20 protein-coding genes and 1 tRNA gene are annotated in these 18,637 nt (G+C 59.7%); 6 read left to right on the plus strand and 15 right to left on the minus strand.

Annotation, left to right across the window (positions count from 1 at the left end):
* Positions 1-21: 21 nt before the first annotated feature.
* The 7 genes from pth to PI739_RS00460 all read right to left on the minus strand — a co-directional run bounded on the left by pth (position 22) and on the right by PI739_RS00460 (position 5,809).
* Positions 22-606, minus strand: coding sequence for an aminoacyl-tRNA hydrolase (gene pth / locus PI739_RS00430; protein WP_003317127.1), 585 nt, complete (start codon positions 604-606; stop codon positions 22-24).
* A 164-nt stretch (positions 607-770) separates the two neighbouring features.
* On the minus strand, positions 771-1,385 hold the full coding sequence (locus tag PI739_RS00435) for a 50S ribosomal protein L25/general stress protein Ctc (RefSeq protein WP_003365632.1): 615 nt from the start codon (positions 1,383-1,385) through the stop codon (positions 771-773).
* A gap of 124 nt (positions 1,386-1,509) precedes the next feature.
* Complete coding sequence (locus tag PI739_RS00440; protein ID WP_003317125.1) at positions 1,510-2,451, minus strand: ribose-phosphate pyrophosphokinase; 942 nt, start codon at positions 2,449-2,451, stop codon at positions 1,510-1,512.
* Between the two features lie 45 nt (positions 2,452-2,496).
* Positions 2,497-2,571 (minus strand) — tRNA-Gln (locus PI739_RS00445).
* A 37-nt stretch (positions 2,572-2,608) separates the two neighbouring features.
* Positions 2,609-3,457 (minus strand): 4-(cytidine 5'-diphospho)-2-C-methyl-D-erythritol kinase, encoded by an 849-nt coding sequence (gene ispE, locus PI739_RS00450; RefSeq protein WP_054080641.1) that lies wholly within the window; start codon positions 3,455-3,457, stop codon positions 2,609-2,611.
* A 2-nt stretch (positions 3,458-3,459) separates the two neighbouring features.
* Complete coding sequence (gene lolB, locus PI739_RS00455; RefSeq protein WP_054080642.1) at positions 3,460-4,077, minus strand: lipoprotein insertase outer membrane protein LolB; 618 nt, start codon at positions 4,075-4,077, stop codon at positions 3,460-3,462.
* A 4-nt stretch (positions 4,078-4,081) separates the two neighbouring features.
* Positions 4,082-5,809: a tetratricopeptide repeat protein gene (locus tag PI739_RS00460; RefSeq protein WP_003433719.1), complete on the minus strand. Its 1,728-nt coding sequence runs from the start codon at positions 5,807-5,809 to the stop codon at positions 4,082-4,084.
* Between the two features lie 226 nt (positions 5,810-6,035).
* Here PI739_RS00460 and hemA point away from each other — a divergent pair, with 226 nt between their 5' ends.
* The 6 genes from hemA (at position 6,036) to PI739_RS00490 (ending at position 11,435) form a co-directional block, all read left to right on the plus strand.
* On the plus strand, positions 6,036-7,313 hold the full coding sequence (gene hemA / locus PI739_RS00465) for a glutamyl-tRNA reductase (protein ID WP_003433718.1): 1,278 nt from the start codon (positions 6,036-6,038) through the stop codon (positions 7,311-7,313).
* The gene (prfA, locus tag PI739_RS00470) at positions 7,310-8,392 is read left to right on the plus strand and encodes a peptide chain release factor 1 (RefSeq protein ID WP_003404940.1); all 1,083 of its coding nucleotides are present in this window, start codon (positions 7,310-7,312) and stop codon (positions 8,390-8,392) included. The genes hemA and prfA overlap by 4 nt, the downstream gene beginning before the upstream one ends.
* Complete coding sequence (prmC, locus tag PI739_RS00475) at positions 8,393-9,226, plus strand: peptide chain release factor N(5)-glutamine methyltransferase (protein WP_003365617.1); 834 nt, start codon at positions 8,393-8,395, stop codon at positions 9,224-9,226.
* Positions 9,220-9,990, plus strand: a complete 771-nt coding sequence (locus PI739_RS00480; RefSeq protein ID WP_161428593.1) for a molybdopterin-synthase adenylyltransferase MoeB — start codon at positions 9,220-9,222, stop codon at positions 9,988-9,990. The genes prmC and PI739_RS00480 overlap by 7 nt, the downstream gene beginning before the upstream one ends.
* The gene (murI, locus tag PI739_RS00485) at positions 9,983-10,798 is read left to right on the plus strand and encodes a glutamate racemase (RefSeq protein WP_054080643.1); all 816 of its coding nucleotides are present in this window, start codon (positions 9,983-9,985) and stop codon (positions 10,796-10,798) included. Before PI739_RS00480 ends, murI begins: the two co-directional genes overlap by 8 nt.
* Positions 10,799-10,916: 118 nt before the next feature.
* Positions 10,917-11,435 (plus strand): acyloxyacyl hydrolase, encoded by a 519-nt coding sequence (locus PI739_RS00490; protein ID WP_002552154.1) that lies wholly within the window; start codon positions 10,917-10,919, stop codon positions 11,433-11,435.
* Between the two features lie 438 nt (positions 11,436-11,873).
* Here PI739_RS00490 and PI739_RS00495 read toward each other — a convergent pair whose 3' ends face one another.
* From PI739_RS00495 to phrB, 8 genes are read right to left on the minus strand one after another with little or no spacing between them, the layout of a single operon-like run.
* Positions 11,874-12,233, minus strand: coding sequence for a YkgJ family cysteine cluster protein (locus tag PI739_RS00495; RefSeq protein WP_044309893.1), 360 nt, complete (start codon positions 12,231-12,233; stop codon positions 11,874-11,876).
* Positions 12,188-12,697, minus strand: a complete 510-nt coding sequence (locus PI739_RS00500; protein WP_003365611.1) for a DUF2878 domain-containing protein — start codon at positions 12,695-12,697, stop codon at positions 12,188-12,190. The genes PI739_RS00495 and PI739_RS00500 overlap by 46 nt, the downstream gene beginning before the upstream one ends.
* Positions 12,690-13,958, minus strand: coding sequence for an SAM-dependent methyltransferase (locus tag PI739_RS00505; RefSeq protein ID WP_003433715.1), 1,269 nt, complete (start codon positions 13,956-13,958; stop codon positions 12,690-12,692). The genes PI739_RS00500 and PI739_RS00505 overlap by 8 nt, the downstream gene beginning before the upstream one ends.
* Positions 13,945-14,745: a DUF1365 domain-containing protein gene (locus PI739_RS00510; RefSeq protein WP_003433714.1), complete on the minus strand. Its 801-nt coding sequence runs from the start codon at positions 14,743-14,745 to the stop codon at positions 13,945-13,947. The genes PI739_RS00505 and PI739_RS00510 overlap by 14 nt, the downstream gene beginning before the upstream one ends.
* Complete coding sequence (locus PI739_RS00515; protein ID WP_044309896.1) at positions 14,742-15,989, minus strand: NAD(P)/FAD-dependent oxidoreductase; 1,248 nt, start codon at positions 15,987-15,989, stop codon at positions 14,742-14,744. Before PI739_RS00515 ends, PI739_RS00510 begins: the two co-directional genes overlap by 4 nt.
* On the minus strand, positions 15,986-16,774 hold the full coding sequence (locus PI739_RS00520) for an SDR family NAD(P)-dependent oxidoreductase (RefSeq protein ID WP_003433712.1): 789 nt from the start codon (positions 16,772-16,774) through the stop codon (positions 15,986-15,988). Before PI739_RS00520 ends, PI739_RS00515 begins: the two co-directional genes overlap by 4 nt.
* On the minus strand, positions 16,771-17,193 hold the full coding sequence (locus PI739_RS00525) for a nuclear transport factor 2 family protein (protein WP_003433711.1): 423 nt from the start codon (positions 17,191-17,193) through the stop codon (positions 16,771-16,773). Before PI739_RS00525 ends, PI739_RS00520 begins: the two co-directional genes overlap by 4 nt.
* A complete protein-coding gene (phrB, locus tag PI739_RS00530) occupies positions 17,186-18,634 on the minus strand; it encodes a deoxyribodipyrimidine photo-lyase (RefSeq protein WP_054080644.1) in 1,449 nt (482 codons plus the stop codon). Before phrB ends, PI739_RS00525 begins: the two co-directional genes overlap by 8 nt.
* Positions 18,635-18,637: the final 3 nt, after the last annotated feature.

The following is an 18,637-nucleotide window of genomic DNA, read 5'->3' on the forward strand; positions in this document are numbered from 1 at the left end:
GGTGTTTCCCCTCGAGTGATGTCAGGCCTTCTGGCTGTGCAGGTTTTTCATCGCCCGGTTCCATTCACCGGCGAAGATATCCGGCAGCACGCCGAGGGCAAAGTCGATACTGGCGTCCAGTTTTTCCTGTTCGGCGCGTGGCGCTCGACCCAGGACAAAGCCGGATACCTTGCTGGCATCGCCCGGGTGGCCAATGCCAAGCCGCAAGCGATGGAATGTGTTCTGATTGCCGAGCTGCGCAATGATGTCGCGCAGCCCGTTATGACCGCCATGGCCGCCGCCCACTTTGAGTTTGGCGACGCCTGGAGGCAGGTCAAGTTCGTCATGCGCCACCAGAATCGACTCGACCGGGATGCGATAAAAGCCGGCGAGTGCCGCGACAGCCTGGCCGCTGCGGTTCATGTAAGTGGTGGGAATCAGCAGACGAACATCCTGACCCTGGTGCGTGAAGCGCCCGGTCAGGCCAAAGAATTTGCGCTCGGGAACGAGATTGACTCGTTGCGCTGCAGCAATACGCTCAACAAAAAAAGCCCCTGCGTTATGCCGGGTCTGTTCGTATTCGGCGCCTGGATTTCCCAGGCCCACGATCAGTTGTATGGCGGTCACGACAGGGGCTCTTCCTTTGGAGTTGAGGGTTGAACCGCTGACGACAGCGGCAATGTGGACGAAAACTGCTCATTTACCATGATGTAAACTCAGCGATCTCGCCCGCTTTGCCTGCTATCGCTCGCGATGTCTCCTGAGCAACTCCGACGTTACCAAGTAATGAATTACTCGGCAGCGCCTTCTTCAGCTTCACCTTCTTCTTCGTCTTTGACGATACGCGGTGCGTGGACGTTGGCGATTGCCAGGTCAGTACCGTGTGCCAAAGCGACGAACTCAACGCCTTTAGGGGCTTTCAGTTCGGACAGGTGAACGTTGTCACCTACTTCCAGCGTGCCCAGATCAACTTCGATGAACTCTGGCAGGTCTTTCGGCAGGCAGGTCACTTCCAGTTCAGTGGTAGTGTGCGAGATCTCGCCGCCTTTCTTGACCGGAGCTTCTTCGTTCAGGAAGTGGATCGGCACGATTGCGGTCAGTTTCTGGCCGGCAATAACGCGCACGAAGTCAGCGTGCATCACGTGGCCTTTGGCCGGGTGACGTTGCAGCGCCTTGATGATGACGTTTTGCTTCTTGCCACCAACGTTCAGCTCGATGATGTGGCTGTAGGCCGCATCGTTTTCCAGCAGTTTGGCAACTTCCTTGGCCAGCATGCTGATGGACTCGGGGGCTTTGTCGCCACCGTAGACGACAGCTGGAACCAGGCTAGCGAGACGACGCAGGCGGCGGCTCGCACCTTTCCCCAGGTCGGAACGCTGTTCTGCATTCAGGGTAAATTCGTTCATGTTGTATCTCCAAATTAACCACATCCACCGTTGCGTTTGCGACCAGCGCTCGGATGGTATGGGCAAAAAAGCCCCGCCCTGACCGGATGTCAGGGCGGGGCGCTTTTCGTCTGCGTGATGTCAGTTAACGGAACATCGCGCTGATCGATTCTTCGTTGCTGATGCGGCGAACCGCTTCGGCGACTACCGGGGCAATATCCAGTTGACGGATACGGCCACAGGCTTGAGCGGCGGCGGACAACGGGATGGTGTTGGTCACCACCAGTTCGTCCAGCACGGAATTTTCAATGTTTTCGATCGCCCGACCCGACAGCACAGGGTGTGTGCAGTAGGCGAAGACCTTGGCAGCACCATGCTCTTTCAGGGCCTTGGCCGCGTGGCACAGCGTGCCGGCGGTATCGACCATGTCATCAACCAGAATGCAGGTACGCCCTTCGACATCACCAATGATATGCATCACTTCGGAGTGATTGGCTTTCTCACGGCGTTTGTCGATGATCCCGAGATCGACACCCAGGGACTTGGCGACAGCACGTGCACGCACGACACCGCCGATATCCGGGGAAACGATCATCAGGTTTTCAAAGCGCTGATCTTCGATGTCATCCACCAGAACGGGGGAGCCGTAGATGTTATCTACCGGAATGTCGAAGAAGCCCTGAATCTGGTCAGCATGAAGATCAACCGTGAGTACACGATCGATTCCCACCACGGTCAGCATGTCAGCGACAACTTTTGCGCTGATTGCAACACGTGCGGAGCGCGGACGGCGATCCTGGCGGGCATAACCAAAGTAGGGAATCACAGCAGTGATTCGGGACGCTGAGGAGCGACGGAAGGCATCAGCCATCACGACGAGTTCCATCAGGTTGTCGTTCGTGGGTGCGCAGGTCGGCTGAATGATAAAGACGTCTTTACCGCGGACGTTTTCATTAATCTCAGTGCTGATTTCACCGTCGGAAAATTTTCCAACAGAAACATCACCCAGTGGGATATGCAGCTGACGTACTACACGCCGAGCGAGATCGGGGTTGGCATTCCCCGTAAAGACCATCATCTTGGACACGCGCAGTACCTAGAGGCTGAGGGTAACCTGGATGAGTATAGAAAATGGCAGGGGCGGCTGGATTCGAACCAACGCATGGCAGGATCAAAACCTGCTGCCTTACCGCTTGGCGACGCCCCTGTATTGAATCAATCGAGTGCCTGGCACTCAATTCCTGCTACAGAATTTGCAGCTTACGATGCAACATCGAGATGTTGCTTCCTTTCGCTACGAACCCCGTAAGGGTCTCTGTAAGAAGGGCCGAGACTTTATCAGCTTCAGCTTTGTTTGGGAAGGCCCCAAACACACAACTTCCAGTTCCGGTTAATTTTGCTTCGGTAAATTTACCTAACAAATTCAAAGCGTTACGTACTTCTGGGTAACGCCTCTCTACAACCGCCTTACAGTCATTTCGACTGTTTCCCTTGGGAACGGGGCGCACTTTAATGGGCGGCGTGTCGCGTGTCAACAACGGATCTGAAAAAATTTCTGCTGTACTTACAGCGACTTGCGGAACGAGCACCAAATACCACGGTTCTTCCGGGTCCACCGGGGTGAGAATTTCGCCGACGCCCTCAGCAAAAGCGGCATGTCCACGCACAAAAACCGGTACATCGGCGCCCAGCGTCAGCCCCAGTTGCGCCAGACGATCCTCATCCCAACCGAGCTGCCACAAATGATTCAGGGCCAGCAGGGTGGTCGCTGCATCCGAGCTGCCGCCGCCGATACCGCCACCCATGGGCAGGCGTTTTTCCAGCCAGATATCCATGCCCAGTGTGCAACCGGACTGTTTTTGCAGGGCTCGGGCAGCTTTGACGATCAGGTTGCTGTCATGCGGAACGCCGGGAACATCGGTCTGCAGGCGAATCTCGCCATCTTCGCGAACGGTAAAACCCAGTTCGTCGCCGTAATCGAGAAACTGAAACAGCGTCTGCAGTTCGTGATAGCCGTCAGGGCGACGTCCCAGAATGTGCAGCATGAGATTGAGTTTTGCCGGGGCAGGCAAAACCAGTTTTGGCGTGCTCATGGTCATTGCCCCAGTTTGCGAGGCTGCCAGTCCTTGATGACCAGCGTGACATCCAGGTCCTGCCCGTGCAGCTTGACGCGCTCTGGCAGCCAATAACCGTTCTGCTCGACGTAACTGAGGTATTCCACCTGCCAGCCATCCTGTTCAAGGCTGGCCAGCCGGTTGTCGCCATCAAGTGTCACGTTGCTTTTGCTGTCCGGTGCCGGCAGACCGCGTACCCACCATACGAGGTGGGACACGGGCAGCTTCCAGCCCAGTTGATCCTGCAGCAGTGATTCTGGCGAGGTGGCTTCGTAGCGGCCCTGATTGGCGACTTCGAGCACCACGGCGCCGGGCCTGCCGGTCAGCCGCGCTGCACCACGGCCGAGCGGGCCGGACAGGCGGATATCGTAGTAATCCTGGCGTTGCAGCCAGAACAGGGTGCCGCTGCCGGAGTCTTTCGGCGCGCGGATACCGACTTTTCCGTTGATCTGCCAGCCATCGAGGCTGCTCAGTTGTTGTTTGTGCTCGCGCCATTGCGCGGGGTCACCCTTGCCCTGAACGGCTTCGCGGGAGGTGAGGCCGGCGCAGCCGGTGAGCAGGGCGATGAGGCTGAATACGATTACATGGCGCAAAAACATAACGTCAAAGGGTCTCTGATCCGGTCAAGCGTCGCAGTGTGCTGCGCAGGACGGTGCTGTCGGGTTGTTGTTCCAGGGCCTTGGCCCAGACTTTTTTGGCTTCGCGCTGCTCGCCCTTGGCCCAGAGTACTTCGCCCAGGTGAGCGGCGACTTCGTGGTCGGGGAAGCGCTCGAGTGCCTGACGCAGGTAGCGCTCGGCATCGTCCAGATTGCCCAGGCGGTAGTTCACCCAGCCAAGGCTGTCGAGCACTGCCGGATCGTCAGGGCTGATCTGGTGAGCTTTTTCGATCAGTTCGCGGGCTTCGCTATAACGCGTGGTCCGATCGGAAAGGGTGTAGCCCAGCGCATTCAGCGCCATGGCGTTTTCCGGCTCGCGCTTGATGATGGTCCGCAGGTCTTTTTCCATCTGCGCCAGATCATTGCGTTTTTCAGCCAGCATGGCGCGGGTATACAGCAGGTTGGCGTCATCCGGGTATTGCTTGAGCGCCTGATTCAATACCTGCCAGCCACGATCCAGTTGATCATTGCTGGTCAGGGTTTCGGCTTCGATCAGGTACAGCTGCACGGCATAATCGGGCTCTTCGGCGCGGGCTTCGGACAGCCGTTTGGCGGCTTCGGCACCGTTGCCGTTGCTGACCAGAATATCGGCCTGGCGCAATTGCGCCGCCAGGAAGTCCGGGCCGGGGCCTACCTGAGCGTATTCGTTGAGCGCGCTTTGCGGGTCATCGCGCTCTTCGTGGATGCGGCCCAGATTCAAGTGCGCTGAATCGACATGCGCGCCACGGGCGATCAGTTCTTCCAGATAGCCCGCCGCTTCGTCCCAGGCCTTGGCTTCAAGGCACACCAGGGCCAGCGAGAAGCGCAGCTCGTCGTCATCCGGATACTGCTGCAAGAGTGCGGCAAACTGCACTTTCGCGTCTTCCATGCGGTTCTGCTCGACGAGCATGCGCGCATAGGTCAGGCGCAGGCGCTTGTCGTCGGGGTATTTCTTGATGCTTTTTTCCAGCAGGGGCACCGCTTCCTTGCCTCGGTTCATGCTTTGCAGCAGGCGGGCGTGCAGCAGGATCGGCGCGATTTCACCTTCTTTAGGCGGATTGTCTTCGAGCAGTTTCAGCGACTGTTCGGAATCGCCGTTCTGTTGCAGCAACAGCGCCTTGCCGAAAATCAGCTGACCGTTGTTCGGGTATTTGCCCAGCAATCGGTCAAAGCTCTTGAGCAGACCATTGCGGGTGTCCGGATCTGTTTCGGCCGCCGACAGGGCCAGGAAATCGAAGTGCGTGTCGCCCTGGCCTTGCAGGACTCTTTCCATGTACACCAGCGAATCGTCGTAACGCCCGGCGCGCGCCAGTTGAATGGCTGCGGCGCGTTGCGCTTCAAGATTGCCCGGTGCGTTCCTCGCCCAGATCAATGCGGTATCCAGCGCCGACTGATCGGCACCCATGTACTCGGCAATCTGATAAGCGCGCTCCGAGACTCCTGGGTCCTGGGTCTTGATCGCCTGGGTCACGTAGTTGTCCAGGGCGATGTCGAAGCGGTTGCGCTGGCCAGCCAGCTCCGCACTCAACAGGCTGACCAGGGTGTCCTGAGTGAACGAGCCATAGACCTGCGGCTTGGCTTCAGGCGCGGGCGGGGCGTCCTTTTGAGCGGGCACAGGCTGTGACGAGGCGGGAGTCATGGACTGACAGCCGCCCAGAAAGGCGAGAGCAAGGAACAACGCGGAGGATCTATTCATATATAAGAAGGGCGGCTTACCTGCGGTGTGAGCATCATGACACAAGGCTGTTGGCAAAACCCACAGCCGTCGGAAAAACTGATGCAATGCGTGTGTTTGCAGTGTCGCGGACCCGAAAGCACGGTCTGCGACGAGCGATTGTAGTGGGACAATAATATGTGGTGGTTGTTCTGAGCTTATCGAAGTAGGACAATTACCGGCTTCACGTCACCACCTGCGACCCTGAATGGCCTTCCTTGCACTCGGTATCAACCATAAGACCGCCTCGGTCGACGTTCGCGAGCGTGTGGCATTTACCCCGGAACAGCTGGTCGAGGCATTGCAGCAGCTCTGCCAACTGACGGAAAGCCGAGAGGCTGCGATCCTCTCGACCTGCAACCGCAGCGAGTTGTACATCGAACACGAGCACCTCGGCGCGGACAGTATTCTTGCCTGGCTCGCCGATTATCATCACCTCAGTCTTGAAGAACTGCGTGCCAGTGCTTACGTGCACGAAGATGACGCTGCCGTGCGGCACATGATGCGTGTCGCCTCGGGGCTCGATTCGCTGGTGCTCGGCGAGCCGCAGATTCTCGGCCAGATGAAGTCCGCGTACGCGGTTGCCCGCGAAGCCGGCACGGTCGGGCCATTGCTCGGTCGACTGTTCCAGGCGACGTTCAGCGCCGCCAAACAGGTGCGTACCGACACCGCCATCGGCGAGAACCCGGTCTCTGTGGCCTTTGCCGCAGTCAGCCTGGCGAAACAGATTTTCAGTGACCTGCAACGCAGCCAGGCCTTGTTGATCGGTGCAGGCGAGACCATTACGCTGGTCGCCCGGCATCTGCATGATCTGGGCGTCAAGCGTATCGTGGTCGCCAACCGTACGCTGGAACGCGCCAGCATGCTCGCCGCCGAGTTCGGCGCGCACGCGGTGCTGCTGTCGGACATCCCGGCGGAACTGGTCAACAGCGACATCGTGATCAGCTCGACGGCCAGTCAGTTGCCGATTCTGGGCAAGGGCGCCGTGGAAAGTGCGCTGAAGCTGCGCAAGCACAAACCGATTTTCATGGTCGATATCGCCGTACCGCGGGATATCGAGCCTGAAGTCGGCGAGCTGGACGATGTTTACCTGTACAGCGTTGATGACCTGCATGAAGTAGTGGCAGAGAACCTCAAGAGCCGTCAGGGCGCGGCGCTGGCCGCCGAGCAACTGGTCAGCGTGGGTGCCGAGGACTTCATGTCGCGCCTGCGCGAACTGGCCGCAGTCGATGTGCTGCGTGCCTATCGTCAGCAAAGCGAACGGCTGCGTGACGAAGAACTGAGCAAGGCGCAACGTATGCTGGCCAACGGCAGCAATGCCGAGGACGTACTGATCCAGCTGGCGCGTGGCCTGACCAACAAATTGCTGCATGCACCGAGCGTGCAGCTCAAGAAGCTGTCTGCCGAAGGTCGCGTCGATGCGCTGGCCATGGCCCAGGAACTATTTGCCCTCGGTGAGGGCTCGACGGATAAAACCCCGCAATGAAAGCTTCACTGCTCAATAAGCTGGATGTGCTCAGCGACCGTTTCGAGGAACTGACCGCGCTGCTCGGCGACGCGGAAGTCATCAGCGATCAGACACGCTTTCGCGCCTATTCCCGTGAATACGCTGAAGTGGAGCCGGTCGTTGCGCTCTACGCGCAGTTGCTCAGGGTGCAGGGTGACCTGGAGGGCGCACAGGCGCTGCTCAAGGACAGCGATCCGGACATGCGTGAAATGGCCGTCGAGGAAGTTCGCGAAACCAAGCAGCAATTGGTCGAGCTGGAAGCGCAATTGCAGCGCATGCTGTTGCCCAAGGACCCGAACGACGGTCGTAACGTGTTTCTGGAAATCCGCGCGGGCACCGGCGGCGATGAAGCGGCGATCTTCTCCGGCGACCTGTTCCGCATGTATTCGCGTTACGCCGAGCGGCGTGGCTGGCGGGTCGAGATCCTGTCCGAAAACGAAGGCGAGCATGGCGGCTATAAGGAAGTCATCGCGCGTGTTGAGGGTGACAGCGTCTATGGCAAGCTGAAATTCGAGTCCGGCGCGCACCGTGTGCAGCGTGTGCCGGAGACCGAATCCCAGGGCCGTATTCATACCTCTGCCTGTACGGTGGCGGTGTTGCCGGAGCCTGACGAGCAGCAGGCGATCGAGATCAACCCTGCCGACCTGCGGGTCGACACCTATCGTTCTTCGGGTGCCGGTGGTCAGCACGTCAACAAGACCGACTCGGCGATCCGCATTACCCACTTGCCGTCGGGTATTGTCGTCGAGTGCCAGGAAGAGCGTTCGCAGCACAAGAACAGAGCCCGGGCAATGTCCTGGCTATCTGCCAAACTGAATGATCAGCAGACCAGCGCGGCGGCCAATGCCATCGCTAGCGAACGCAAGCTGCTGGTCGGCTCGGGCGATCGTTCCGAGCGCATACGTACGTATAATTTCCCTCAGGGGCGAGTGACGGATCACCGCGTGAACCTGACTTTGTATTCGCTGGATGAAGTTCTGGCGGGCGGGGTCGATGCAGTGATAGAGCCGCTACTCGCTGAATATCAGGCTGATCAACTTGCGGCACTGGGTGAGTAAATGACCATCATCGCAAGTGTACTCAGAAGCGCCGAGCTTCCCGATTCACCGACTGCACGCCTTGATGCCGAGTTGCTGCTCGCGGCAGCGCTGGGCAAACCGCGCAGTTTTCTGCACACCTGGCCCGAGCGCATCGTCAGCACCGAAGCCGCGGTGGCATTCGCTGGTTACATGGAGCGCCGCCGCAAGGGCGAGCCGGTCGCTTACATTCTCGGCCAGCAGGGCTTCTGGAAGCTTGATCTGGAAGTCGCGCCGCACACGTTGATCCCGCGTCCCGAGACCGAAATGCTGGTCGAGGCCGCTCTGGAACTGGTGCCTGCCTTCGCACCCGCTCAGGTGCTGGACCTCGGCACCGGCACCGGCGCGATTGCGCTGGCGCTGGCCAACGAACGCCAGCAATGGAAGGTCACCGCGGTTGACCGTGTGCCAGAGGCCGTTGCCCTGGCCGAACGCAACCGGCAGCGCTTGCAGCTGAATAACGCCGAAGTCTTCGAAAGTCACTGGTTCAGTGGCCTGCAAGGTCGACAGTTCGACCTGATCATCAGCAATCCGCCGTACATCTCCGACGCCGATCCGCATCTGTCGGCTGGTGACGTGCGTTTTGAGCCGAGCAGTGCGCTGGTGGCCGGTTCCGACGGGCTGGATGACTTGCGCACGATCATCGAACAGGCGCCTGCACACCTCAACGCGGATGGCTGGCTGCTGCTGGAACACGGCTACGATCAGGGGCCTGCGGTGCGTGAACTGCTGATTCGCGAGGGCTTCGAGCGTATTCAGACGCGCCGTGATCTGGGCGAGCATGAGCGCATCACGTTCGGATGCAAGCCGTGCTGAGTGACCAGGAGCTGCTGCGCTACAGTCGCCAGATTCTGCTGCAACACGTCGATATCGACGGCCAGCTAAGACTCAAGCAAAGTCGTGCGCTGATCGTGGGCGTCGGCGGGCTTGGCTCGCCGGTGGCCCTGTATCTGGCCGCCGCAGGGGTTGGTGAGCTGCATCTGGCGGATTTCGATCACGTCGACCTGACCAACCTGCAACGCCAGATCATCCACGACACTCAGAGCATCGGGCAGGCCAAGGTGAATTCGGCCATCGCCCGGCTCAGCGCGATCAATCCCGAGATCACCCTTGTCGCTCATCGCGCAGCGCTGGATACCGACTCACTGGACGCGGCGGTGCAGGCTGTCGATCTGGTGCTGGATTGCTCGGATAATTTTGCCACCCGCGAAGCGGTCAATGCCGCCTGTGTCGCTGCCGGCAAGCCGTTGGTCAGCGGAGCGGCGATCCGGCTCGAAGGGCAGTTGTCGGTGTTCGATCCGCGTCGTGCGGACAGCCCTTGTTACCATTGTCTGTACGGGCATGGCAGCGAAGCCGAGCTGACCTGCAGCGAGGCGGGTGTCATCGGGCCGCTGGTCGGTCTGGTTGGCAGCCTGCAGGCGCTGGAAGCATTGAAGCTGCTGGCCGGTTTTGGCGAACCCATGGTTGGTCGACTGTTATTGATCGACGCCTTGAGCACGCGTTTTCGTGAACTGAAGGTCAAGCGAGACCCGGCGTGCAGCGTCTGTGGTCCGGCCAGCGTGCAGGGCGAGCATGCTTGACGTTCATATGAGCCATGGCAGCGATGCGCCGGTCGGAATCTTTGATTCCGGGGTTGGCGGTCTGTCAGTGCTCAATGAAGTCCGTCAGCTGTTGCCCAGCGAGTCGCTGCTGTATCTGGCGGACTGCGGGCACATTCCCTACGGCGAAAAGACTCCCGAATTCATCATCGAGCGGTGCCTGACGATTGCCGGGTTTTTCCGCGAGCAGGGTGCCAAGGCGCTGGTCGTCGCCTGCAACACGGCCACGGCAGCAGGTGTGTCGCACATACGTCAGCGCTACCCGGACTGGCCGATTGTAGGCATGGAGCCAGCGGTCAAACCGGCTGCCGAGGCGACCCGCAGCGGTGTCGTCGGTGTGCTGGCGACCACCGGAACGCTACAAAGCGCCCGCTTTGCGGCCTTGCTGGACCGTTTTGCCAACGATGTGCGGGTCGTGACCCAGCCTTGCCCCGGGCTGGTCGAACTGATCGAAACGGGCGATCTGGTCAGCCCGCAAATCCGTCAGTTGCTGCAGCACTATGTAGAGCCGCTACTGGCAGCGCGCTGTGACACGATCATTCTGGGCTGCACGCACTACCCGTTCCTAAAGCCATTGCTGCGCCAAATGCTCCCCGAATCGATCACCCTGATCGACACCGGAGCCGCAGTGGCGCGACAGCTGCAGCGTCTTTTGGCACGGTCCGGCCTGCTTGCCAGTGGTGTCGCGCGCGACACTGTGTATTGGTCTAGTGACATACCGGACAATTTCAGAAAAATCCTACCTTTTTTGTCGCAAAACGTCGGCGATGTGAGAAGCTTCCGTTTGTAAAAAAAACGTGAAAAAAGGCGCTTTTGGGGTGAACTAACGTCGCCTCCGCGGCTTCTATAAAAGCGGCTGATGAATTCCAACACTTTTCGTACAATTTAATATATTTAGGACGTTTCTCATGAAGAGACTCTTTTGCCTGGCCGTGATTGCGGCCGCTTTGGCAGGGCAAGCTTCAATCGCGCAGGCTGATGGTGTTGAGTTTTCGGTCGGTCAGACCGGCGAGTCGACCATGACTTATCGTCTGGGCGTGCAATTCGATTGGGATAAAACCTGGCTGCAAAGCGACATCGGCCGTTTGACCGGCTACTGGGATGGCGCTTACACCTATTGGGATGGCAAGGACTACAAGGATAACCACAGCCTGTCGTTCTCCCCGGTTCTGGTCTACGAATTCGGCAACGGCAACGTCAAGCCATACGTAGAAGCCGGTATCGGCGTCTCGGTGTTCTCCAACACCCAGGTTGAAGACCGCAAGTTCGGTTCTGCCTTCAACTTCGAAGACCGTATCGGTTTTGGTCTGCGCTTCGCGGGCGGGCATGAAGTCGGTATCCGTGCGACCCACTACTCCAACGCCGGCATCAAAGAGCCGAACGACGGTATAGAAAGCTACGCACTGCACTACAAGATGCCGTTCTGATTTGACTGGCATTCGTGCCAACGCTTCGCTACAGCACAACGTAATGCCCTGCCCAAAGCCATTGCGCATAAAATGCTTTTTTATCGCGATGGCACTGACAACGCAGAGTGCGACGTTAGTGACGGCTGAGTTCTGGCGCTGATCCGGGGGATGCGAGGCAGAACGCCGAGCAAGCCGCACCGGGCCAAGGATGGCCCGTTGCGGCGGCCCCCGGATCAGTGTCAGGGCGAAGGAACCCGACGAAGTCGGGTCGGAAACAGGAGCGAAAGGCTTTGGTTACTTTGGCCTTATCAAAGTAACTCGCCGAGGGGCGAAAAGGTGACCTGAGTCGGGCACCAATTCACCTGATGTCGAAGAACCGCCGTGTGACGCGGAGCGTCACGAAATGCATTACCACGCGGAGCGTGGGAACGATAGTTATCAACCAGGCAACACTGATCAGAGATAAGCCGTCGCAATCCCTTTGCGTTCGTTCAGGCAATCTTCCGCACCCGCTTCGAATTCACGACAGATCAACGGGCGTTTCTCGTAGATCGTACACATCATCGTGTTGCGATCCAGCGCAGCGCACCAGCCGTCATCCAGACGCAACATGACCTCGCCACCCCACTCATCGGTATCGATGTAACGCTCAGGCACGCCCGTATCGGTGATCAGCATCACTTCCAGTTGGCAGCAGCAGGCTGCGCAGGTCGAACACGTGACCGCGGGTTCTTCGCCGTGGATCTCTGCGAGCGGGATGAGTGTAGCGTTCAGAGCGGTTCTCCCGAGTGTCTGGCGGCGCGGGCTGCCAGCCATTGCAGCAGGGGAAATACACCCGCCCAGACCAGGCCCAGCACCAGCATGCCTGGCCACACTCCAAGGGGAAGATGGACCTGTGCCAGTTGCGAGCCGGCATAGTACGACATCGGGCCGCCAATAGCGCCCAGCACGACTGCGCGCCATAGTGGCTTCGCCGTCCAGGCCAGGCAATGATTGAGCGTGGTGCCCAGCACCGCCCACAACAGCGCCAGCCACAGCGGCAAGAGATAGCCGCCCGTGCCGAAATCAAAAACGCCGAGTGTCATCAAGGCACTGTCCAGCACGATACCGATCAAGGTCACGGTCAGAATCAGCCGGCCTTCGGCTGCCCATGAGCTGATCCACATAAAATGCACCGCCAGGACGCCGATGGCGATCAGCAGCCAGAAGCTGTTGCCGCCCAGTACGCAGGCGAACCAGCCGATCTGAAACAACAGCGCATTGGCGATGGATTTAAGCATTGAAGCGCCCAAGCAAGGGTTCGCGCAGCGCTTCGGGCTTGGCGAGCAGCAGTTGCGCGGTGCCAATGGTCCGCTCCAGGAAGCCGCCTTCGCAGTAGCACAGGTAAAACTCCCACAGGCGCAGGAAATGCTCGTCGTAACCCAGCTCAGCGAGTTTGCCGTGAGCGTTTTTGAAGTTGTCGTGCCACAGGCGCAGGGTGCGTGCGTAGTGCAAGCCGAAATCTTCCATGTGCAGCAGGTTCATGTCGGTATCGCTGCCGACGATGTCGAGCATCTTCGCCACCGAGGGCAGGGCGCCACCGGGGAAAATGTAACGCTGGATGAAGTCCACATTGCGTTTGGCCTGTGCGTAACGCTGCTCGCGAATGGTGATCGCCTGCAACAGCATCATGCCGTTGCTTTTCAGCAGGTTCGCGCATTGCTTGAAGTACGTGGGCAGAAAGCGATGGCCGACCGCTTCGATCATCTCGATGGACACCAGCTTGTCATACTCACCGGTCAGGTCACGGTAGTCGGTCAGCAGCAGCGTCACGCGATCCTGCAGGCCCAGTTCGATCAGCCGTCGCTCGGTGTAGGCGAACTGTTCTTTGGACAGGGTCGTGGTGGTCACCTGGCAGCCGTAGTGCTGCGCAGCGTAAATAGCCATGCTCCCCCAGCCGGTGCCGATTTCCAGCAGGTGATCGGTGGGTTTCAAGGCAAGTTTCTGGCAGATACGCTCAAGCTTGTTCAACTGCGCCTGTTCCAGCGTGTCGTCTTCGCTGAGGAACTGCGCGGCCGAATACATCATCGTCGGGTCGAGAAACTGCTCGAACAGCGTGTTGCCCAGGTCGTAGTGGGCCGCGATGTTTTTCTGCGAGCCTTCGCGCGTGTTGCGGTTGAGCCAGTGCAGCGCATGAATCAGCGGGCGGGTCAGGCGTGCCATTCCGCCCTCCATCGCATCCAGCACATCCAGATTGCTGACAAACACCCGGACCACCGCCGTCAGGTCTGGTGTCGTCCAGTAGCCATGAATGAAGGCCTCACCCGCACCGATGGAACCGTTGCTGGCGACCATGCCCCAGGCTGCCGAATCGAGAATGTGGATTTCAGCCTGAATCAGTGCGCCGTTCTTGCCGAACACATGGCGCTCACCCCGTTCGATTACTACCAACTGGCCGTTACGCAGTCCTGCGAGTTGCCGCAGCACGCCTCGACGCAAGAGGTTGGCAGTCAAACCATTGGTGCCCAGATTGGCAGAAAAACTACTGCTACTGCTTTTCATGGAGTGAGTCCTTGGATTGCGCGGCGGCAGCACGGTACTCGCCGTCAGCGGCCTGATGGGAAAAGATGGGTATGCGTTTGACCAGCAGGCGCATGGCCTGCCAATAAATGGCCAGACAGGTTTTCGCGGTCATCCATGGATAAGCGATCAGATAGCGGTGCAGCGTCTTGCGGTTCAGATTCTGGCGGGTCAGATTGAGCGTGGCGTCAAACATCTTCAGCTCGCCTTGCCAGTCAGCCATGTGTACACCGATCCGTTCGGCGGGCTGGCTGAAGCTCATGCGGTATTCGAGATCACGTGGCAGGAACGGGGAAACATGAAAGGCCTTTGCCACGGCAAAATGCTGATGGCCTTCACCGGTGGCGGGCAGCACGTAGCTGTAGCGCTCGCCCCACGGGGTATTGGTGACTTCACACAGAATGCCGGCCAGTGTGCCGTCGGCCTCATGGCAGTAGAAAAAACTCACCGGGTTGAACGACAGGCCCCAACTGCGTGCCTGGGTCAGCAGGCAGACGCGACCCGACGGAATGCGGCCCAACGCTTTGCCGACCCGCTCGCGGACCGCCTGGATGAGCGTCAGCCCTTGCCCGGTCAGCTCTGGCAGATAGTCTCGCTCACGAAACGAGAACGGCGCAAAACGCCCCCGACCTGCCAGTGGGGAAAGCCCCAGCACGCTGTCCTGCTCATCCAGATCCAGATAGAGCAGGCCTATCCGATAGGTGAACTCATGGGCGCGCGGTGCAAACCGCCGGTGGCTGATCCAGCCACTGTAGAGGGCGCTGTTCACAGCGTTTCACCAAAGGCCTGGGCGACACGCAGGCCGCTGACCACGCCGTCTTCGTGAAAACCGTTGGCCCAGTAGGCACCGCAGTACCAAGTGTGATCGACCCCATTGATTTCCTCCCAGCGCGCCTGTGCAGCGATCGCACCGAGGCTGTATTGCGGATGGGCATAGCGGTAGCGGCCAAGGATTTTGGCCGGGTCGATGGCGGCAGTCTGGTTGAGGCTGACGCAGAACGTCGTGTCGCTCTCGATCCCTTGCAGAATGTTCATGTCATAGGTAACGGCGGCCGACTGCTGTTCGCCGCCGCCCAAGCGGTAGTTCCAGCTCGCCCAGGCCAGTTTGCGCTTGGGCAGCAGTCGCGTGTCGGTGTGCAGCACCACATCGTTTTCGGCATAGCGCAGGGCACCGAGAATCGACTGCTCGGCACTCGATGGCTGCGCCAGCAGGGCCAAGGCCTGATCGCTGTGGCAGGCAAACACCACCTTGTCGAAACGTTCGCTGCCCATGGCGCTGTGCAGCGTCACACCTTCGCTGTCACGCTCGACACGTGTGACCGGGCACGACAGACGAATGCGCTCGCGGAACGAGGCTGTCAGCGGTTCCACATAACTTCTGGAACCGCCCTGAATCACACACCATTGCGGGCGGTGGGTGACCGAGAGCAGCCCGTGATTCTTGAAAAAACGCACGAAGAACTGCAACGGGAAGCCGAGCATGTCGGCCAGCGACATCGACCAGATCGCCGCGCCCATAGGCACGATGTAATGATCGATGAAGCGCTGGCCATAACCGCCGGTCTTCAGGTATTCGCCCAGCGTGGTGTCCGCCGCGATGCGCTGGTTTTCCAGATCATCGACCGATTGGCGATTGAAACGCAGGATATCGCGCAGCATGCCCCAGAACCGTGGCGACAGCAGATTGCTGCGCTGGGCGAACAGGCTGTTGAGGTTGTTGCCGTTATATTCCACGCCGGTGCGCGGATCATGCACCGAAAAGCTCATTTCGGCGGGCTTGAAGCCGACACCCAGCTGGCTTAGCAGGCGAATGAAATTGGGGTAGGTCCAGTCGTTGAAAACAATGAAACCGGTGTCAATGGCGTAGGCGCGGCCCTCGACCTGCACGTCCACCGTGTGAGTGTGCCCGCCGATCCAGTCCGAAGACTCGAACACGGTCACCTCATGCGCGCGGTTGAGCAGGTAGGCACTGGTCAGGCCAGCGATCCCGCTGCCAATGACTGCGATCTTCATTGCGCGTCCTTATTCGACGATTCGTTGCGCGCCATGCGTTTGCCGAGGGCCAGTCGGGCGCGTGCCGGGAGCAGGGCCAGCAAGCTCATGCTGAAGATGAACAACGCCGGAAAGGCGATATCCAAGGGGCGTTTGTTGCGCCCCAGTTTGCTGGCGATATGTTTGGCGGCCTTCTCGACCGGCCAGCGCATCGGCATGGGGAAATCGTTTTTCTGCGTCAGCGGCGTGTCGACGAATCCAGGGCTGACCACCGTCACGTCGATGTTTTCGCTGGCCAGATCCAGACGCAGGGCTTCTAGCAGATAACGCAGGCCGGCCTTCGACGCGCCGTAGGCTTCGGCGCGGGGCAGCGCCAGGTAGGTCACCGCACTGGCGACGCCGACCAGATGCGGTTGATGACCTTTGCGCAGCAGCGGCAATGCGTGCTCGATGCAGTAACTGCTGGCCAGCAGGTTGGTGCGCACCACGCGTTCGACCATGGCCGCTTCAAACTGCCGGGCATCGATGTATTCGCAGGTGCCCGCGTTGAAGATGGCGGTGTCCAGGGCTCCCCATTGCTGCGCGATATCGCCGGCAATCGCCTTGACTTGCTCGGGGTCGGTGATGTCACCGGTCACCAGCAGCACCTGCGTGGGATAAACGTTTGCGAGATTTTGCAATGGCTCAAGCGTGCGGGCGGTCAGCGCGAGCCGATGACCGGCGTTGAGCAGTTCTTTGGCCAGCGCCAGGCCAATGCCGCTGCTTGCCCCGGTCAACCAGATGCGTCGTGCAACAGGAGTGCTCATCCCAACCTCTTCTTCAACCAATGGATGACCCGACCCATGATGGGCAGATGTTCGTAGAGCAATGCACCGGCATCGAAGTAGTCCCGGTGCCGATAAACCTTGTCGCGCCACTTCAGGTGCGAACAGCCTTCTACCTGAATTGTCCGGCCGGCGGCTAGACGGGGATGCGAATAACTCATGGTCCAGACCAGATAGCCCTCGCCGGGGCGCACCTCGTCGAAGGCGTGGAAGTCGAAGTGCAGGTCCTGGACGTTGGCGTACAGTTCGCCGAAATAGCGGCGCATGGCGGCAAGGCCGTGGATATCGTGCATCGGGTCGCTGAACGACACGTCTTCGCTGTACAGCTCGGCAACCTGGTCAAGGTTGTCTTTGTTCAGCGCGGCAAAACCTTCGGCGAAGCGATGCAGGAAATCAGCCATGTTCGACTCCTGCGGCCGGCTGTCGAGCCGGTAGGGCCTTGAACGCTGCCAGGGCGCGGGCGCGGCTTTTGCTCAGGTCGACGATGGGTTTCGGGTAGTCAGCCGCGCCAAACAGGTCACCGATTAACGACGGGTCATGAATCTGCTTTTTATTCAGATCCGCCAGTTCCGGCAGCCAGCGTTTGATGAAAACGCCTTCGGGGTCGAAGCGTTCCGACTGCGACAACGGATTGAAAATACGGAAGTAGGGCGCCGAGTCGGTGCCGGTGGACGAGCTCCACTGCCAGCCACCATTGTTCGACGCCAGGTCGCCATCGATCAGGTGGCGCATGAAAAAGCGCTCGCCCTCGCGCCAGTCGATCAGCAGGTTTTTGGTGAGAAACATCGCAACGACCATCCTTAGCCGATTGTGCATCCATCCGGTTTCCAGCAACTGGCGCATCGCTGCGTCAATGATCGGCAGCCCGGTGCGCGCTTCTTGCCAGGCGCGCAGCTCTTCGGGGGCATCGCGCCACTTCAACGCCTCGGTTTCCGGGCGAAAGGCGCGATGACGCGAGACGCGCGGGTAGCCGACCAGCGTGTGTTTATAGAACTCTCGCCATAATAGCTCGTTGATCCAGGTCACGGTGCCCACGTTGCCGGTCTCGAACTCGCCCTGATTGCTGGCCAGGGCCGCGTGCAGGCACTGGCGCGGCGAAATCACCCCGGCCGCCAGATAGGCCGACAGCTGGCTGGTGCCGGGCTTGGCCGGAAAATCCCGTTCGTCCTTGTAGTAGCTGATCTGCTCGTCGGCGAACGCGTCCATGCGCCTTCTGGCTTCCGCCTCACCGGCTGGCCACAGGTCACGCAACGCTTTCGCTGGCGTGGCAAAGCCCTTGACCTGATCGGGAATCGGATCGCTTTTTATCGACTGTGCCGGCTGCGCTTTCGGGGTGCGCACCGGGTGCGGCATGGCCTCGTGCAGTCGGGTGTAGCAGACCTTCTTGAACTGGGTGAATACCTGAAAATAGTTGCCGGTCTTGGTCAGGATGCTGCCGGGCTTGAATAACAGCTGATCGAGATAGCTGTTGAAGTGCACACCGGCTTTTTCCATCGCCTTCTGCACTGCCTGGTCGCGACGGGTCTCGTTGATGCCGTATTCCTGATTGAGGTGCAGGCCCTCGACCTTGAACCGTGTGCACAGCTTTGCCAGCACTTCAGGCGCCTGGTCCCAGGTGTCCGCCTCGCGGATCAGCAAGGGAACATTCAACTCGCCCAGCGCTTTCTCGAGCTCGACCAGGTTGCGCAGCCAGAAGTCGACCTTGCAGTCGGCATCGTCATGGCTGCGCCACTGCGCGGGACTGAGCAGGTAGACCGCCAGCGTCGGACCGCGCTCCATGGCGGCGGTCAGGGCAGTGTTGTCTTGAGCGCGCAGGTCGCTGCGCAGCCAGATCAGTTGCATGAG

The sequence above is a fragment of the Pseudomonas cerasi genome (assembly GCF_027983475.1).
Lineage (GTDB): Bacteria > Pseudomonadota > Gammaproteobacteria > Pseudomonadales > Pseudomonadaceae > Aquipseudomonas > Aquipseudomonas cerasi.

What these genes read in the sequence shown, in the direction of transcription:
- lolB (WP_054080642.1), bottom strand. Translation starts at nt 4,077, where the DNA reads ATGTTTTTGCGCCATGTAATCGTATTCAGCCTCATCGCCCTGCTCACC.
- PI739_RS00520 (WP_003433712.1), bottom strand. Translation starts at nt 16,774, where the DNA reads ATGAGCACTCCTGTTGCACGACGCATCTGGTTGACCGGGGCAAGCAGC.
- hemA (WP_003433718.1), top strand. Translation starts at nt 6,036, where the DNA reads ATGGCCTTCCTTGCACTCGGTATCAACCATAAGACCGCCTCGGTCGAC.
- phrB (WP_054080644.1), bottom strand. Translation starts at nt 18,634, where the DNA reads ATGCAACTGATCTGGCTGCGCAGCGACCTGCGCGCTCAAGACAACACT.
- PI739_RS00435 (WP_003365632.1), bottom strand. Translation starts at nt 1,385, where the DNA reads ATGAACGAATTTACCCTGAATGCAGAACAGCGTTCCGACCTGGGGAAA.
- PI739_RS00490 (WP_002552154.1), top strand. Translation starts at nt 10,917, where the DNA reads ATGAAGAGACTCTTTTGCCTGGCCGTGATTGCGGCCGCTTTGGCAGGG.
- prfA (WP_003404940.1), top strand. Translation starts at nt 7,310, where the DNA reads ATGAAAGCTTCACTGCTCAATAAGCTGGATGTGCTCAGCGACCGTTTC.
- PI739_RS00460 (WP_003433719.1), bottom strand. Translation starts at nt 5,809, where the DNA reads ATGAATAGATCCTCCGCGTTGTTCCTTGCTCTCGCCTTTCTGGGCGGC.
- PI739_RS00500 (WP_003365611.1), bottom strand. Translation starts at nt 12,697, where the DNA reads ATGCTTAAATCCATCGCCAATGCGCTGTTGTTTCAGATCGGCTGGTTC.
- PI739_RS00495 (WP_044309893.1), bottom strand. Translation starts at nt 12,233, where the DNA reads ATGGCTGGCAGCCCGCGCCGCCAGACACTCGGGAGAACCGCTCTGAAC.
- PI739_RS00515 (WP_044309896.1), bottom strand. Translation starts at nt 15,989, where the DNA reads ATGAAGATCGCAGTCATTGGCAGCGGGATCGCTGGCCTGACCAGTGCC.
- prmC (WP_003365617.1), top strand. Translation starts at nt 8,393, where the DNA reads ATGACCATCATCGCAAGTGTACTCAGAAGCGCCGAGCTTCCCGATTCA.
- murI (WP_054080643.1), top strand. Translation starts at nt 9,983, where the DNA reads ATGCTTGACGTTCATATGAGCCATGGCAGCGATGCGCCGGTCGGAATC.
- ispE (WP_054080641.1), bottom strand. Translation starts at nt 3,457, where the DNA reads ATGAGCACGCCAAAACTGGTTTTGCCTGCCCCGGCAAAACTCAATCTC.
- PI739_RS00505 (WP_003433715.1), bottom strand. Translation starts at nt 13,958, where the DNA reads ATGAAAAGCAGTAGCAGTAGTTTTTCTGCCAATCTGGGCACCAATGGT.
- PI739_RS00525 (WP_003433711.1), bottom strand. Translation starts at nt 17,193, where the DNA reads ATGGCTGATTTCCTGCATCGCTTCGCCGAAGGTTTTGCCGCGCTGAAC.